Origin of the sequence: Campylobacter concisus (assembly GCF_002912895.1) — a bacterium.
In the GTDB taxonomy this organism is placed as follows: Bacteria; Campylobacterota; Campylobacteria; order Campylobacterales; family Campylobacteraceae; genus Campylobacter_A; species Campylobacter_A concisus_G.
This window is the reverse complement of the sequence record NZ_POZX01000042.1, coordinates 21,542-35,242: the sequence shown is the minus strand read 5'-3', so window position 1 is coordinate 35,242 and position 13,701 is coordinate 21,542. Positions and strand designations below refer to the sequence as shown.

The 13,701-nt window shown below is 38.1% G+C and carries 14 protein-coding genes; all 14 read right to left on the bottom strand.

Translation table 11 applies throughout. The annotated features are described in order from the left end of the window. Nucleotides 1–75: 75 nt before the first annotated feature. The 14 genes from CYP51_RS05275 to pglA all read right to left on the bottom strand — a co-directional run bounded on the left by CYP51_RS05275 (nucleotide 76) and on the right by pglA (nucleotide 13,699). Nucleotides 76–1,590, bottom strand: coding sequence for a 2-isopropylmalate synthase (locus CYP51_RS05275; protein WP_103624655.1), 1,515 nt, complete (start codon nucleotides 1,588–1,590; stop codon nucleotides 76–78). 145 nt (nucleotides 1,591–1,735) lie between these two features. Next, a complete protein-coding gene (pssA, locus tag CYP51_RS05270) occupies nucleotides 1,736–2,467 on the bottom strand; it encodes a CDP-diacylglycerol--serine O-phosphatidyltransferase (protein ID WP_103624654.1) in 732 nt (243 codons plus the stop codon). After that, entirely contained in the window at nucleotides 2,460–3,086 is a 627-nt protein-coding gene (locus tag CYP51_RS05265; RefSeq protein ID WP_103624653.1) for a phosphatidylserine decarboxylase, read from the bottom strand. The genes pssA and CYP51_RS05265 overlap by 8 nt, the downstream gene beginning before the upstream one ends. 2 nt (nucleotides 3,087–3,088) lie before the next feature. Continuing rightward, nucleotides 3,089–5,014 carry an ATP-dependent zinc metalloprotease FtsH gene (ftsH, locus tag CYP51_RS05260; RefSeq protein ID WP_103624652.1) on the bottom strand — a complete coding sequence of 642 codons (1,926 nt, stop codon included), beginning with the start codon at nucleotides 5,012–5,014 and terminating at the stop codon, nucleotides 3,089–3,091. Then, nucleotides 5,007–5,840, bottom strand: coding sequence for a 50S ribosomal protein L11 methyltransferase (locus tag CYP51_RS05255; RefSeq protein WP_103624651.1), 834 nt, complete (start codon nucleotides 5,838–5,840; stop codon nucleotides 5,007–5,009). Before CYP51_RS05255 ends, ftsH begins: the two co-directional genes overlap by 8 nt. Beyond that, on the bottom strand, nucleotides 5,840–6,205 hold the full coding sequence (locus CYP51_RS05250) for a chemotaxis response regulator CheY (RefSeq protein ID WP_002939933.1): 366 nt from the start codon (nucleotides 6,203–6,205) through the stop codon (nucleotides 5,840–5,842). The genes CYP51_RS05255 and CYP51_RS05250 overlap by 1 nt, the downstream gene beginning before the upstream one ends. Before the next feature lie 63 nt (nucleotides 6,206–6,268). Then, nucleotides 6,269–6,979: a 1-(5-phosphoribosyl)-5-[(5-phosphoribosylamino)methylideneamino]imidazole-4-carboxamide isomerase gene (gene hisA, locus CYP51_RS05245; RefSeq protein ID WP_103624650.1), complete on the bottom strand. Its 711-nt coding sequence runs from the start codon at nucleotides 6,977–6,979 to the stop codon at nucleotides 6,269–6,271. Further along, nucleotides 6,979–7,590 (bottom strand): imidazole glycerol phosphate synthase subunit HisH, encoded by a 612-nt coding sequence (gene hisH / locus CYP51_RS05240; protein WP_103624649.1) that lies wholly within the window; start codon nucleotides 7,588–7,590, stop codon nucleotides 6,979–6,981. Before hisH ends, hisA begins: the two co-directional genes overlap by 1 nt. Further along, the gene (locus CYP51_RS05235) at nucleotides 7,587–8,483 is read right to left on the bottom strand and encodes a PDC sensor domain-containing protein (RefSeq protein ID WP_103624648.1); all 897 of its coding nucleotides are present in this window, start codon (nucleotides 8,481–8,483) and stop codon (nucleotides 7,587–7,589) included. Before CYP51_RS05235 ends, hisH begins: the two co-directional genes overlap by 4 nt. Nucleotides 8,484–8,485: 2 nt before the next feature. Continuing rightward, a complete protein-coding gene (gene pglF / locus CYP51_RS05230) occupies nucleotides 8,486–10,267 on the bottom strand; it encodes a UDP-N-acetylglucosamine 4,6-dehydratase (configuration-retaining) (protein ID WP_103624647.1) in 1,782 nt (593 codons plus the stop codon). Beyond that, nucleotides 10,268–11,359, bottom strand: a complete 1,092-nt coding sequence (pglE, locus tag CYP51_RS05225) for a UDP-N-acetylbacillosamine transaminase (RefSeq protein ID WP_103624646.1) — start codon at nucleotides 11,357–11,359, stop codon at nucleotides 10,268–10,270. It lies immediately after the preceding gene. 49 nt (nucleotides 11,360–11,408) lie between these two features. Further along, on the bottom strand, nucleotides 11,409–11,999 hold the full coding sequence (pglD, locus tag CYP51_RS05220; RefSeq protein WP_103624645.1) for a UDP-N-acetylbacillosamine N-acetyltransferase: 591 nt from the start codon (nucleotides 11,997–11,999) through the stop codon (nucleotides 11,409–11,411). Next, nucleotides 11,986–12,591, bottom strand: coding sequence for an undecaprenyl phosphate N,N'-diacetylbacillosamine 1-phosphate transferase (pglC, locus tag CYP51_RS05215; protein WP_103624644.1), 606 nt, complete (start codon nucleotides 12,589–12,591; stop codon nucleotides 11,986–11,988). Before pglC ends, pglD begins: the two co-directional genes overlap by 14 nt. Then, nucleotides 12,584–13,699, bottom strand: a complete 1,116-nt coding sequence (gene pglA / locus CYP51_RS05210) for a N,N'-diacetylbacillosaminyl-diphospho-undecaprenol alpha-1,3-N-acetylgalactosaminyltransferase (RefSeq protein WP_103624643.1) — start codon at nucleotides 13,697–13,699, stop codon at nucleotides 12,584–12,586. The genes pglC and pglA overlap by 8 nt, the downstream gene beginning before the upstream one ends. Nucleotides 13,700–13,701 lie beyond the last annotated feature (2 nt).

The window sequence follows — 13,701 nt, the reverse complement described above, 5'->3', positions numbered from 1 at the left end:
AAATTTTAAAAATTTATATATTTTTTGGATTAAATTTAAAATAGCCAGCTGCAATTTTAGCAGCCAGCTAAAATTTTAGTTTTTATGTATGCGAAGGTAGCTATTTAGTGCGCCAACATAGGCTTTTGCGCTTGCCATCATAGTATCTATGTCAAGTCCATGGCCTATTACAGCCGTTTTACCCTCAAACTCTACCTTTACATCAACCTTTGCAAGTGCATCCTTACCTTGAGAAACGGATGCCACTTTATAGTCTTTTAGCGTGCCACTAATGCCACTAATGCGATCAACTACCTTAAATATCGCATCAGCAGTACCATTTCCTAGAGCTGAGTCACTGATGATCTCATCGTTGTGTTTTATGCTAATTGAGGCACTCGCAAGGCTTCCACCGCTACTTTGAAGAAGAGCCGTGATCTCATAAGCTTGTGGAATTTTTGTAATCTCTTCAGCTACAAGAGCTCTGATATCATCATCAAATATCTCTTTTTTCTTATCAGCTAGCTCTTTAAATTTTTCAAAAGCCTTATTAAGAGCATCGCTATCAAGGTCAAATCCAAGGCTAGCAAGCTTATCTTTAAACGCATGGCGACCGCTATGCTTACCTAAAACAAGGGAATTTTTCTCAAGGCCTATGCTCTCAGCGCTAATTATCTCATAGGTCTCTTTATGTTTTAGCACGCCGTCTTGATGTATGCCACTTTCATGAGCAAATGCATTTTTACCAACGATAGCTTTGTTTGGTTGAGGCTCAATGCCTATAATACTAGCAATCAGTCTTGAAGTTGGATAAATTTCTTTTGAGATAATGCCTGTATAAAATGGAGCAAAGACGTCTTGGCGGGTTTTGATAGCCATCACGATCTCTTCAAGCGCAGCATTTCCAGCACGCTCACCTATACCATTTATCGTACCTTCAACCTGCCTTGCACCAGCTTTTATAGCCGCTAACGAGTTTGCCGTAGCCATACCTAAGTCATTGTGATTATGCACAGATATTATCGCTCTATCGCCTACAAATTTTACTATTTCACTAATGCGAGCAGTTATCTCTTCAGGATATAAATAACCAACTGTATCAGGGATATTTAAAGTTTTTGCACCCGCATTTATGGCAGCATCACAAATTTCTTTTAAAAAGCTCATTTCACTTCTACAAGCGTCCTCGCAGCTAAACTCCACATCATCGCAAAAGGTTTTTGCGTATTTTATAGACTCGACTGCACGTTTTATTACTTCATCTGGGCTCATTTTTAGCTTGTACTCCATATGAATTGGACTTGTCGCTATAAATGTATGAATTCTCTTATTTTTAGCCGGAGCCAATGCCTCGCCAGCTGCCTTGATATCACGCTCAACTGCGCGTGCAAGAGAGCAAACCGTGATATTTGAGGCTTGCTTTGCTATTTGGTTTACCGCATCAAAATCCCCTGGGCTTGCTGCTGCAAATCCAGCCTCCATAATATCCACGCCAAGCCTTTCAAGCTGAAGTGCGATCTGTAGTTTTTCGGCTGTATTCATCGATGCACCAGGGCTTTGCTCGCCATCTCTTAAAGTCGTATCAAAGATTATAATTTTATTCTTATCCATTTTTGTCCTTTTGTATTTTTTATATTTAAATTTTAAATTTGATGAGTTAAGTAAAGAGAAATTTGCTACCTAAGTAGCAGCAGTAGAGAGTTTTTGATTTCGATTTTTGGTAAAAATTTACGTGATTTTATGACACCATTTTCGCTCATTCGCTCTCCTTTTTTTTAGAATTTTTACTAAACATTATAGTGGCTCTTGCTATGCCATAAAGCATATAGACGCTCATAACCAAAGTCGCACTCTCAAATGGATATAGATAAAGCATTGAAAATGCAACTACAAGAGCTACTAAAATTCTTATCACATGGGTTTGTTTTAAATTTATTTTTTTAAAGCTTGGATAGCGAATGTTACTAACCATTAAAGCTGCCAAAGTAGCTTCAAGTAGCATCAAACACCACTCAAATCCTTCTAAAAATGTATAGTCGATATAAATACCAACCCAAAGTACGCTCACAATAGCTGCTGATGGTATAGGAAGTCCGATAAAAACATTTGGCTCATATGTGCCAGTAGTGACATTAAAACGAGCAAGCCTAATAGCTCCAAAAACTACAAACATAGCAGCTATAAGTGCCCCAAATCTGCCAAAATTTTTACCAATAGTCAAATAAAATAAAATTGCTGGTGCTACACCAAAAGCAACAAGATCTGCAAGACTATCAAACTCCACTCCAAATTTACTAGTTGTCTTTGTAAGTCTAGCCACACGTCCATCAAGTCCATCTAAAATAAGCGATAAGATTATATAAATAATGGCTTTAAAATAGTTACCTTGAATAGATGAAATAATACTAATAACACCCAAAAAAGCACTAGCTGCTGTAAATAAATTTGGCAAGATATACATTAGTTGCATCTTTTGTATGTTATTCATCTCTTTTTCCCTCTTCAAAATATCCCAAAAGTGAAGCAGCCTTTACGCTTTCTCCAACGCTTACACATATCTTAGTATCTCTTGGCAAGTATAAAATCACCTCACCACTTCCTAAAAAACCAAATTTTCTAGATGCTTTTAGGCTAGTAACATTTGAAATTTCTAAACTTCGGCTTAAAGCTCCAGCTATAATTTTCATAACAAATTTTATATTCTCTTTTTCAAAGCGAATAATAGCTCTTTCATTTAAAAATTCTGAAATTTTCATAGCTTGACACAAAAATAAGCCATGTCTTTTGCGTATTTCAGCTACTTTTACATCACTTACAGCCCTTAATGTACCAACATCAAAAAAAGATTTTTTTATGACGATCTTAGCTACTTCATTATTATCAAAATTTGAAGCACTAATCTCTTTTATCTTGCCATCAATCGGCGATAGTAAAGCCAATTTATCATCAGAAAATGGCTCTCTCTCAGGATCTCTAAAAAAATAAAGTCCCAAAAAAAGTAAAATAGCAAAAAGTAGTGGCAAGATCCCAAATAGCAAAGATAAAACAAATAAAATTAGAAAAAATAATATAAATTTATATCCTGCTTTCGCGATATAGCCACTCATTTTTATTCCTCTTTTTTGCTCTTTTCGTCTTCTTCTGTCTCTACAAGTCTGCTCTCTAAACTATTTTCGATCTCATAGTTTTTAATGATCTCTCTAACTCTTTTTCCTTCGATTGTTTCTTCTTCATAAAGTGCTGATACCATATTTTCAATAGCACCTTTATAAATTTCAAGCAAACCAAGTACAGCTGTGTATCTTTCATGAAGAAGCGTCTTTACAAACTCATCAACCTTTTCAGCCATCTTATCACTGTAATCTTTGATGCTTTGACCACCATTTAAAAACGTAGCACGTTGCTTTTCAAGTACCATAAGACCAGCAACATCGCTCATGCCATACATACTAACCATAGCTTTTATGATATCAGTCGCACGCTCTAGGTCGTTGCTAGCTCCGGTTGAAATTTCTTTAATAAACACCTCTTCAGCAGCTCTACCAGCCAAAAGCACATCCACTTCTGCTATCAATTCATGCTTTTGCATCATAAATTTATTCTCTTCAGGCGTGTTTAGAGTATAGCCAAGTGCCGCAAGACCACGTGGTACGACTGAGACTTTTGTTACCCTTTTTGCACCTTTTGTTAGCTCAGCTATCAAGGCATGACCGCACTCATGATAAGTGACGATTCTTTTTTCTTTTGGATTTACGCGGCGAGACTTTTTCTCAAGACCAGCAATCGATCTCTCAACGGCCTCCATAAGATCGGCCTGCTCGACAAAGGTCTTTGACTTCCGTCCTGCAAGAAGAGCAGCCTCATTTATGATATTTTCAAGATCAGCACCTGCTAAACCAGTAGTAAGCCTTGCGATATCCTCGATATTTACATCTTTGCCAATCTTTACATCTTTCATATGAACTTTTAAAATGTCGCAGCGTCCTTTAAAATCAGGCTTATCAACAAGCACTTGCCTGTCAAATCTACCTGGCCTTAAAAGTGCAGCATCCAAAACTTCAGGTCTGTTTGTAGCTGCTATTACGATGACTGGCGACTTATCCGCGTCAAAGCCATCCATCTCAGAAAGAAGCTGATTTAGCGTCTGCTCTCTCTCGTCGTTGCCACCCATTGGACCAGAATTTCTACTTTTACCGATCGCATCGATCTCATCTATAAAAACGATCGCTGGAGCCTCTTTTTTAGCATTTTCAAAAAGATCTCTAACCCTACTTGCTCCAACACCGACAAACATCTCAATAAAGCTTGATGCTGACATAGAGAAAAATGGCACACTAGCCTCGCCTGCGACTGCTCTTGCAAGAAGTGTTTTACCTGTGCCTGGAGGGCCAACTAGTAAAATTCCTTTTGGAATTTTTGCCCCAAGTCTTAGATATTTATCAGGACTTTTTAGATAATCGACTATCTCTTGAACCTCTTCTTTTGCCTCTTCGACACCTGCAACATCGTCAAATTTTACTTTTGGTTTTTCAGAATTTATAAGTTTTTTTGCACTTCCTATGCCAAGTATGCCACCGCCAATATTCTTTTGCATACGACTAGCAATAAACATCCAAATAGCAAAAAATATAAATACCGGGATGATCCATGAAAATATAAGATCACCAAACCAGTTATTTTCGCTATAAACGCTATAAGTTATGCCATTTTGCTCAAGTATACCAATGAGCGTTGGATCATTTATACGTTTTGCAAGATAGATAGTTTTGTCACTACCTATGCCTTTTATGGTAGTTTCTGAGATAGCAACCTCATTTAGCTGCTTATTTTTTAACATATCTTTAAACTCAGAATAAGCTACCATTTTACTCTGAGCATTGCTATTTAGCCCAAAAGAGCCACCTAGTCCGTCTCCACTAAAGCTTCTAAAAGCTAAAACTATAACTATTGCAAAAATAGCAAAAATAAAAATAGGATTTTTATTAAAAAAACCGTTATTGTTGCCATTGTTTTGGTTATTATTTTGGTTATTCATCTATTTCCTTATAAACAAAGCTACTCCAATCGTTACTTTGTTTTATCTCAATTAGCTCCAAATCCTTAAATGTATCTTTAATCCTATCTTCGTATTTGTTTAAAATTCCTGACAATACCAAGTAGCCGCCTTTTTTAAGCGATTTTTTTAAGTCATTTGAGAGCATAAAAATAACATCAGCAATGATATTTGCTACGACAATGTCATATTTTTGCTCTAAATTCGTGATAGAGCCTGTCCAAATTTTATTAAATTTAACCTCATTTAACTCGGCGTTGCTAATTGAGCTTTGCGTGGCTTGCTCGTCTGTATCACAAGCATCGACCTTACAGCCAAGCTTTGCCAGGGCAATACTTAAAATTCCACTTCCGCAGCCCACGTCTAAAGTAGTATTGCCACTTTTTGCATATTTTTGTAAAAGCTGCAAGCAAGAATTTGTGCTTTCATGGTGCCCTGAGCCAAAGGCTAGAGCTGGGTCGATTATGATATTTGTTACGCCATTAAGTGGCTCTTCCCAGCTAGGTCTAACATAAATTTTATCAACCAAAATAGGCTTAACTGCCTTTTTATATTCACCTAGCCAGTCTTTATTTTCTTTTAAATTAAGAGAAATTTTTAAATCATTTGAAATTTTACGAACACTAGAGAGCCCTTTTGCATACTCTTCAATACCCCAAGCTATATCTTTTAGATCATGCTCTTCCCTGATGATGATCTCGTGATCTAGCTCTTCAACACAGGTAACTCCAAAAGAGAAAACTAGCTCTAAAATTTCATCATAAAAATTTGATGTTTTTATGCTTAATTCGTAGAATTTATCTTTCATTAACCAAGAACGTCTTCAAGCTTCTCTTTTAAGACTTGTGGCGTAAAAGGTTTAACGATGTAGTTATTAACACCTGCTTTTAAAGCTGTTATAACTTCGGCTTTTCCGCCCTCTGTTGTTACCATTATGATAGGCATATCAACATATTTTTGCTCAGCCCTTACCTTTTTAACAAGCTCAAGGCCATTCATCTCAGGCATGTTCCAATCAGTGATAAGAACTTCGATACCTTCATTTTGAGTTAAGATATTCCAGGCCTCAAGACCGTGCTCAGCCTCAAGAATTTCTTGATGTCCTAACCTTTGTAAAGTATTTTTTATGATTCTTCTCATTGTTGAACTGTCATCTACAACCAAAATCTTCACATAATATCCTTTTAGTAAAAATTGCCCTATTCTAGCTAATTTAAATTTATAAAAGCTTTAACGCTACCTAAGTAGTTTAAAGGCCTCTTTTAGGTCAAGCAACCCTTCATAGTAGGCTTTTCCAACTATTACGCCACCAATCTCATTTGTGGCTTTTAGCATTAAAATATCATTTATATCACTCACGCCACCACTCGCTATGGTCTCAAGCTTACTACTTCTAGCTATTTGCAAGCTAAAATCAACATTAACTCCGCCAAGCATTCCATCCTTGTTAATATCAGTGCAAATCACAGCTTCCACGCCCACATCTGCAAATTTTTTTGCAAGATCGACTGCTTTTATATTTGAAACCTCGCCCCAACCTTGCACGGCCACATAGCCATCTTTTGCGTCAATGCCAACTACAACTCTATAAATTTGAGCCATTTTTGCTGTAAATTCTGGATCTTTAAGTGCAACTGAACCAAGAATCACTCTACTAACACCCAAATCCAAATAACGTTTTATCCGCTCTTCATCTCTTATGCCACCACCCACTTGGACGCTTAAATTTGTAGCCTTTGTAATTTTTTCAATTGTTTTAAAATTTATCGTCTCTCCAGCAAATGCACCATCCAAATCAACCACATGCAGCCATTTTGCACCGTAATCTTCAAACCTTTTAGCAAGCTCACTTGGCTCGTTGCTATAAATTTTTGCACTTTGCATAAGACCTTTGCTAAGTCTAACCACTTGCCCCTCTTTTAAATCAATCGCTGGGAAAATTTCCATCACAACCTCGCAAAATTTTCCAAAATTTTAAGCCCAACCTCATGACTTTTTTCTGGATGAGGCTGAAAGCCAAAGACATTTTCATGCCAAACCGCACTTGTAAACTCATAGCCATAAGTAGTCTTTGCAAGTATAAATTTATCGTCGCAAACCACGTGGTAGCTGTGAACAAAATATAAATATTCAAGCTCTTTTAGTCCTAAATTTAATGGGCTATTTTGCTTAAATTCCAAAGCATTCCAGCCAATGTGAGGTATTTTTAATGGCTTATCGAAATTAGCTTCATTAAATTTTACAACCTCGCCAGGCAAAAGAGAAAGCCCCTCATGCTCGCCAAATTCAAAGCTTTTTTCAAATAAAAGCTGCATACCAAGGCAAATACCAATAAATGCTTTGCCGCTTTTTACAGCTTCTTTTACGGCTTCGTCCATGCCGTTATTTTTTAGCTTTGTCATCGCCTCACCAAAAGCTCCAACGCCTGGTAAAACAATGTGCGAATACTCTTTTAAATTTTCAGGCTTACTTACTAAGGCACATTTTTTGTCAAGAAAATCAAAAGCATTTATCACACTTTTGATATTGCCCACACCATAATCAATAATAGCAATCATCTGTTCTCTTGCCTTTTTACGCTAAAAAGATAAAAGCTAAGTGCCGCCATTAGCATCGCCACGCCGCCTATTAGATAGATAGCGTTTATGATATTTTCAGGTGCAGTAATAGCAAATTTAAAGACTAGCATAAGCGCTTCGATCGCAAGTGCGATGATAATTGAGCCGATAAATCTCACCATCGTCTTATAAATAACGCTATTTTCTTCTTGATTTTTACCTAAAACCTCTTCTTCAAATATCGTCTTAACAAGATCAAAAATGGCAAGAGCTAGCGTTAAAATGATGGTTGATTCAAAAATTTCTTCGACATTTATATGCTCGATACTTTTTGAGATAAAGCTCTTTACCCCGTGCCAAAATAAAAATGCACAAATCATAAAAAGTGATGCACAAAAGAGCGCATAGACTGTCTTTAAAAATCTACCAAAATGCTCCTCGACAAAGCCGCTATCGACCATATTTAGGATATTTTCTAGGCTTATGTCGATGCAAGCGATAAATTTAAGCTTATTTTTTTCGTTATAGATAGGCACACTTGCTGTGACGCATAAACCTCCATTTAAACTTGATGGATATGGATCGCTTAAAACGCACCTTTTCTCACGCACTGCAGTGTAATAGTATGCCTTGTTTGCGCGGTTTTCGCCTTTTGGAATTTTATACTTTTCATTTAGGCTGATAGAGTCTTCGATCTGTATGCCATTTTCATCTAAGATGTATAGTGCATCAAAATTTTCTATCTCGTGGCTGATCTTATCAAAGCCAGCTTTTATGTTTTCTAAGCACACTCCAGGCAGTCTGTTTGTTAAATTTCTACTAAATAAATAGCAGATATACGCCCTTACCTTGTACCTCGTGTCACTAAATCTCTTAATATCTTTTATAACCAAAACTAGCCTTTTAAATTTAGCGCATGATTAAACTCAGGCACAATCACCTTAAGTGCAGGTGCGATCTCATTATCCTCAAGCTGCAAAAGCTCACTTATCTGCGAGTTTAAAAGTGCCAAATCGTAAGGCTCTGAATGTGTCACAAAGATCGACTCATACTTGGTTTGCACATCATCTTTGTTAATAAGTAGCTCTTCATAAAGCTTCTCACCTGGTCTAAGACCTACAAATTCTATACCCAAATGCTCTTTATTTGAAAGAAGAAGCATCTTTTTAGCAAGATCAACTATCTTAACAGGCTCGCCCATATCAAGTACGAAAAGCTCTCCACCTTTTGCGATAGAGGCTGCTTGAAGGACTAGCTGGCATGCTTCAGACGTAAGCATAAAGTACCTTGTGATCTCTGGATGAGTGACGCTTAGTGGCTTATTTGCAGCGATTTGCGCCTTAAATTTAGGTATAACAGAGCCACTTGAGCCAAGGACATTACCAAAGCGCACACAAACTATCTCGCACACACCAGCTTCATTTGAATTTAGTGCGTAAAGCTCGCAAACACGCTTAGTTGTACCCATTATGTTTGTTGGGCGCACAGCCTTGTCTGATGAGATCATGACAAATTTCTTAACGCCATATTTTTTAGAAAGATCGACTGCATTTTTTGTGCCAAGGATGTTGTTTTCAACTGCTGAGCGAGGATTTAGCTCGCAAAGTGGCACGTGTTTGTAGGCTGCAGCGTGGATGACGATCTCTGGTCTAAATTCTTCAAAAACCTCTTCAAAGTCTTTTAAATTTGTGATATTTACAAGCTTGCTAACAGTTCTTTTATCTTTTGTATCTTCGCCTATTTTATAAAGGTTAAACTCGCTGTGCTCGACCATTATAAGCTCACTTACACCAAATTTTAAGCATTGCTTACAAATTTCACTTCCTATACTGCCTCCAGCTCCAGTGACAAGCACTCTTTTATCTTTTAAGAAATTTGAAATAGCTTCTGGATTTAGGTCTTTTGGCTTTCTAGCAAGTAAGTCTTCGATTGAGATATCCTTGATCGGCTCATTTTCGATAAGAGAGAAGAGCTTCATATCTCTTATGCCATATCCACTTAGCTCATCAACTAGGGCCTGAAGCTCATCTTGATCTAGCGCAAGTGCTATGATAGCTGTCTTTGCGTCATAATCTTTTATAAGGCTTGGTATCTCTTTTTTATCTTGAACTAAAAATCCATCACAATAAGTGCCAACAAGATCACTTCTACCATCTACCACTCCAACTGCGTAGTAGTCAAGATAGCCTTGTTTTAAGCCACGCAAGACGTGAAGCGCCTTTGATGTCGCACCTATAACGATACAAGGCTCGCCTTTGTGAGGTCTATTTGAAAAGTCAAGCACCATACGTTTTGAAATTCTTAAAAGCCCAACAAGTAAGCATGAAATAAGAAGATCAATGAAAATAACGCTTCTTGGATATGGATTTAAAAAATCTTGAATGATAAAAAAAATGATCGTAAATAAAACCGCTGAGCAAACGTGAGCTAGGAAAATTTTTCTTGCTTCGTTTAATCCAAAAAATCTCCACGGTACCTTGTAAATTTTAAACATCCACATAAAAAAGAGCTTAAATACGATCAAAAATCCAGCCGTTACAAAAAGCCCTTGTACGTAGATGTCTGGGATGTCGGCGTTAAATCTTAAAAGATAAGCCACATATATCGAAAAGATAAATATAAAAACATCGCCAAGAAGGAAAAATACGAGCCTTTTTAACTTCGTTGCATGAAACATTTACGCATTTTCCTTGACTATTTTTATCACTCTTTCTTGTGCCTGCTCGCTCATATCGCTGCCACTTGGTAAGCAAATTCCTCTTGAAAATAGATCTTCGCTATATCCATCGATAAAGCTTAACGCACCTTTAAATACAGGCTGTAAATGCATAGGCTTCCAAAGTGGACGACTCTCAATATTTTCATCAGCTAGTGCTTTGATAACTTTTAAATGTGCATCTTTTTTGGCAAAAACGCCAGTTGTGAGCCATCTGTTGCCACGAGAATTTGGCAGTTCTGGCATAAATTCTAAAACGTTGCCAAGCTCTTTTTCATAAATTTCAAAGACTTTTCTCTTTTGCTCGACTCTTTTTTCCAAAACTTCCATCTGAGCCACGCCAATAGCACCTAATACGTTGCTTAAGCGGTAGTTGTAGCCATAGTCTTTGTGCTCGTAGTGAAGCAGTGGCTCTCTAGCTTGAGTGCTGTAAAATCTAGCTTTTTCTACAAATTCCTTATCACCAACCAGCATACCGCCACCTGAAGTGGTGATTATTTTATTGCCATTAAAACTATATGCGCCCATCACGCCAAATGTGCCAAGCGCCTTACCGCCGTAAAATCCACCAAGTGCCTCAGCTGCATCTTCAACCAAAGCGATGCCCTCGTTTTGGCAAATTTCACAAATTTCTTTCATCTTTGAAGCTTGTCCGTAAAGATGAGTAACGACTAATGCCTTTGGCTTTTTAGGTAAATTTGAGATCGCTTTTTTAAGTAGTTCTGGGCTTAAATTCCAGCTCTCGTCGCAGTCTATGAATACTGGAGTTGCTTTTTCATAAAGTATAGGCGAGACTGAAGCCATAAAAGTAAAGCTAGAAGCCAGCACAAAGTCGCCCTCTTTTACGCCAAGGACGCGAAGTGCTAGATGAAGCGCCGCCGTTCCAGCGCTTAGTGCAAGAGCATCTTTTGCTCCGGTGTAGTTTTTTATACTTTCTTCAAATTTATTTACATATTCGCCAAGTGGCGCTATATAGTTGCTTTCAAAAACTTTTTTTATATATTCTTGCTCTTTTCCACTCATATTTGGTGGAGATAAAAAAACCCTATCCATGTTCATACCTTTCGTGATTTTTCGCGATTTTAGCACTTATTTTTAAATTTTATATCTTAGCACGCTCGCATGCTGGCACTCCGTACGCCTTTGTACCATCTTTTATATCTCTAACAACCACGCTTCCAGCGCCGATGATACAGCTGCTGCCGATACTTATACCTTGAATGACGCTTGAGCCAATACCAACATGTGTAAATTCGCCCACTCTAACATTTCCAGCAAGGGCTGCATTTGGGCTGATGTGAGCAAATTTGCCTATGTCGCACTCATGCTCGATCACTGCGCCAGAGTTTATGATAGCGCCCTCTTTTATGCGAGCTTTTGCGTTTATCACGGCATTTGGCATGACGATCACACCTTTTTCTATCACGGCACTCTCACTCACAACTGCGCTTTTATGGATCAAAGTTACTATCTCAAAGCCAGCAGCCTCTACTTTTTTGGTGATCTTTTGCCTTGTTTTGTTTTCGCCAATGGCTATTATGATGTCAGCTTTTTCAAGCTCTGGGCTAAATTTACGCTCACTAGCATCATCTAAAAAAACTATCTCGTCATAGCCATTATTTCTAGCGATATCAGCGACTACAAGGCCATGACCACTCGCTCCGTAGATGTAAATTTTCTTAGTTTTTGCCATTAAATTTCTCCGTCGTCGCCTGTCCCTCTTTGCTAACGCCACTTCGTTTTAGCACCTTTTCTATTGTCTGTAAGGCGATCTTTACGTCAAGCATAAAGCTTAAATTTTTAGCGTAATAGACGTCATATTCAAATTTTTTCTCCCAGCTTATGGCGTTTCTGCCATTTACCTGCGCTAGGCCCGTGATACCTGGGCGCACGTCGTGGCGGTGCTTTTGCGTTTCGTTATAGATAGGTAGATATTCGACCAAAAGCGGCCTTGGCCCAATAAAGCTCATGTCGCCCTTTAGCACGTTAAAGAGCTGTGGTAGCTCATCAAGGCTAAGCGAACGAATCATCTTGCCAAATTTACCAAGACGCTGCTCATCTGGCAAGAGCTCGCCATTTGCGTCACGCTCGTCACTCATCGTCTTAAATTTATAAATTTTAAAAATTTTCTCATTAAGACCTGGTCTTGCCTGCGTGAAAATAACATCACGACTTACTTTAAAGTAGATAAAAATCGCCGTTGCTATGATTATAGGCGAGGTTAAAATGAGCAAAAACAAAGCGCCAAAGATATCAATCACCCTTTTTAAAAAATTTCTATACATCTATAAATTTCCTATAAATTTCTATATATTTTTTCGCGATCACTCGCTCGTCAAACTCGCTTACCGCCCAGTTTCTACCATTTGCTCCAAGCTTAGCGCAAAGCTCCTCATCATCAAGCAAAATTTTTATCTTATTAGCAAGGTCGCTTGCATCTTTTACCTTACATAAAAGCCCGTTGTAGCCATCCTTTACTGCCTCATTACAGCCTGTAACATCGCTAGCAACGACTGCTTTTGCCATACTCATCGCCTCTAAAACCGTTCTTGGAAAGCCCTCTTTGTAGCTTGGAAGTGCTAGCAGATAAGAAGCCTTTAAAAGCTGTGGGATATCGTTTCTAGCACCAAGATAACGTACTTTGCCACCTTTTAAAAAGGCCTCGTCTGCAGTTGATTTATTGCCAGCAAAGCCCTCGCCAACAAAGACAAATTCGCAGTTTTTGTAGCCGTTTAAAATTTCTGCTGCCTCGTAAAATTCACGAACACCCTTGTGCCACATCGCCCTTGCGATCATCAAGATAACTTTTTTATCGCCAAGATCCGCTGCCTGCGTAGTGGCTGGGTCAAATTTGATAGTATCCACGCCTACACTTTTTATGCGGCAAACTTTGCTTTTATCTATCAAATTTTGGCTGATCATATAATCAGCGTCCGAGTCATTTACAAATACGCAAGCATCGGCCTTTGCAAAGGAAATTTTATAAAGGCTCTCCATAACAAAACGCACGGCCTTTGTCTTAATATCATCATCGATATAAAAGCTACCAAGGCCTTCAACCAAATTTATCACATGCTTTATGCCAGCGTTTTTGGCAGCAAATGTGCCAAAGACATTTGACTTGTGAGCGCCAGTTTGTAGCAGGTCTAAATTTAGCTCACCTAAAGTTTGAGATAGTTTTTTTGAGTTATTTATCACAGTTAGTGGATTTAGGCTGGCTTTGTCAAGCTCGTAGGTAATAGAGTGAAAGCTTTTAGCAAGCTCGCTTGTAAAGTCACCTTTTGGAGCGATAGCAAAGACCTCATGACCCATATCTTTTAAAGCCTGCATAATGGGCCGTCTAAAAAAATGTATGCTCATATCGGCATGACTTAAAAACCCTATCCTTGCCATTT

Coding starts and splice junctions, on each gene's coding strand:
- CYP51_RS05265 (WP_103624653.1), bottom strand. CDS start 3,086: ATGAGTGGCTATATCGCGAAAGCAGGATATAAATTTATATTATTTTTT.
- CYP51_RS05255 (WP_103624651.1), bottom strand. CDS start 5,840: ATGAAAGATAAATTCTACGAATTAAGCATAAAAACATCAAATTTTTAT.
- hisA (WP_103624650.1), bottom strand. CDS start 6,979: ATGGAAATTTTCCCAGCGATTGATTTAAAAGAGGGGCAAGTGGTTAGA.
- CYP51_RS05275 (WP_103624655.1), bottom strand. CDS start 1,590: ATGGATAAGAATAAAATTATAATCTTTGATACGACTTTAAGAGATGGC.
- pssA (WP_103624654.1), bottom strand. CDS start 2,467: ATGAATAACATACAAAAGATGCAACTAATGTATATCTTGCCAAATTTA.
- pglC (WP_103624644.1), bottom strand. CDS start 12,591: ATGTATAGAAATTTTTTAAAAAGGGTGATTGATATCTTTGGCGCTTTG.
- ftsH (WP_103624652.1), bottom strand. CDS start 5,014: ATGAATAACCAAAATAATAACCAAAACAATGGCAACAATAACGGTTTT.
- pglA (WP_103624643.1), bottom strand. CDS start 13,699: ATGGCAAGGATAGGGTTTTTAAGTCATGCCGATATGAGCATACATTTT.
- pglF (WP_103624647.1), bottom strand. CDS start 10,267: ATGTTTCATGCAACGAAGTTAAAAAGGCTCGTATTTTTCCTTCTTGGC.
- pglD (WP_103624645.1), bottom strand. CDS start 11,999: ATGGCAAAAACTAAGAAAATTTACATCTACGGAGCGAGTGGTCATGGC.
- pglE (WP_103624646.1), bottom strand. CDS start 11,359: ATGGATAGGGTTTTTTTATCTCCACCAAATATGAGTGGAAAAGAGCAA.
- hisH (WP_103624649.1), bottom strand. CDS start 7,590: ATGATTGCTATTATTGATTATGGTGTGGGCAATATCAAAAGTGTGATA.